Source organism: Streptomyces boncukensis, assembly GCF_011045075.1.
GTDB classification, from domain to species: Bacteria; Actinomycetota; Actinomycetes; order Streptomycetales; family Streptomycetaceae; genus Streptomyces; species Streptomyces boncukensis.
Genome location: NZ_JAAKZZ010001000.1, coordinates 1 through 1,139, shown reverse-complemented (window position 1 = coordinate 1,139; position 1,139 = coordinate 1). Strand labels below are relative to the sequence as shown.

Sequence of the window (1,139 nt, the reverse complement as noted above, 5' to 3'; positions counted from 1 at the left end):
GGGGGCGCGGTGGGTGGGGACGAGGTGCGCCAGCTCCGGCAGCCGCTCGCGGACGGCGCTCAGCCGCTCGTACAGGCCGGGCGGCGCCACGGCGGCCCGCGCCGCGCTGATGCCCAGCACATGGGCGAGCCCGTCCTCCCGCAGCAGCGGGTTGACGAGGGCCGGGACGCCGCCGGACCGCAGGATGCCGAAGAACGCGGGGGCGAAGTGCGCGTCGAGGTCGGTGGTCAGCGCCACCACCCCCGGCGGGGCGCCGTGCAGCGCCCGCAGCCGGGCCGCGTACCGGTCGGACAGCTCGTCCAGCTCGGCGTAGCTCAGCGCTCCGTCGGCCCAGCGCACCGCGGTGCGGCCGGGGGCGGTCGCCGCGGCCCGGCGCAGCAGGCCGTCGACCCGCTCGACGCCGAGCAGATCCGCCAGCGCGCTGAGCGGGGGCCCGGTCGCCACCCCCTCCCGCACGGGAGGCGCCGGCGCCGTCACGAGCGGGCGAGGTCGTCGCGGTGGACCCGGCGCCGGCGTACGAGCAGCTCCCCGCCCTCGCGCACCAGCTCGTCCTCGCAGGAGCAGCTCAGCTCCAGCTCGGCCTTGCCGCCCTGGGGCGTGGCGATGACCTGCGCGTACGACCGGGCCGTCAGCGTGCCGTCGGGGCCGGCGGAGACCTCGACCATGCCGAGCCAGTGGCGGCGCTGCACACCCTGCTCCGCCAGCTTGGCGGCTGCCTCGGCCGCGCCCTGCCGGATGGCCTCCCGGCCCCGCTGCGGCCGGGGGTGGGCGTTGGCGCTGAACTCTCCGTCCTCGGTGAACGTCGCGGCCCACTCGGCGACGTTCCCCTCGTCGAGGCTGCGCATCTGCCGTGCGTAGAAGCGCAGGACTTCCTGGTGCAGCGCACCGTGCGGTGCGCCGAGCTCGTCAGGTGCCGACAGCGGCATGACAGGCCCCCTCTGTTGGTGGCGATGGCGGTGGCGTGGTGTTCCGCCGAAGCTGGCACCGGCCCGTCGAGATCCGCTGGAGGACTCCTCACGGCCCCGTCCAGGGGGCCCGAACGGCTTGAAGCGTCCTCGGCCGCCTCTTGAACCGGGTCGGGGAAGCTGCCGGTCACCCCGACGAGGAGGACGAGATGACCACAGCGCACGCCCCGAACC

At 76.2% G+C, this 1,139-nt stretch carries 2 protein-coding genes; both read right to left on the bottom strand.

Annotated features, from left to right (window positions below; translation table 11 throughout):
* A partial coding sequence (locus tag G5C65_RS37570) for an AMP-binding protein (RefSeq protein WP_165303524.1) occupies window positions 1-444 on the bottom strand: 444 nt, incomplete at its 3' end.
* Window positions 445-473: 29 nt separating this feature from the next.
* Window positions 474-926: a nuclear transport factor 2 family protein gene (locus tag G5C65_RS37565; RefSeq protein ID WP_165303522.1), complete on the bottom strand. Its 453-nt coding sequence runs from the start codon at window positions 924-926 to the stop codon at window positions 474-476.
* Between the last annotated feature and the right edge of the window lie 213 nt (window positions 927-1,139).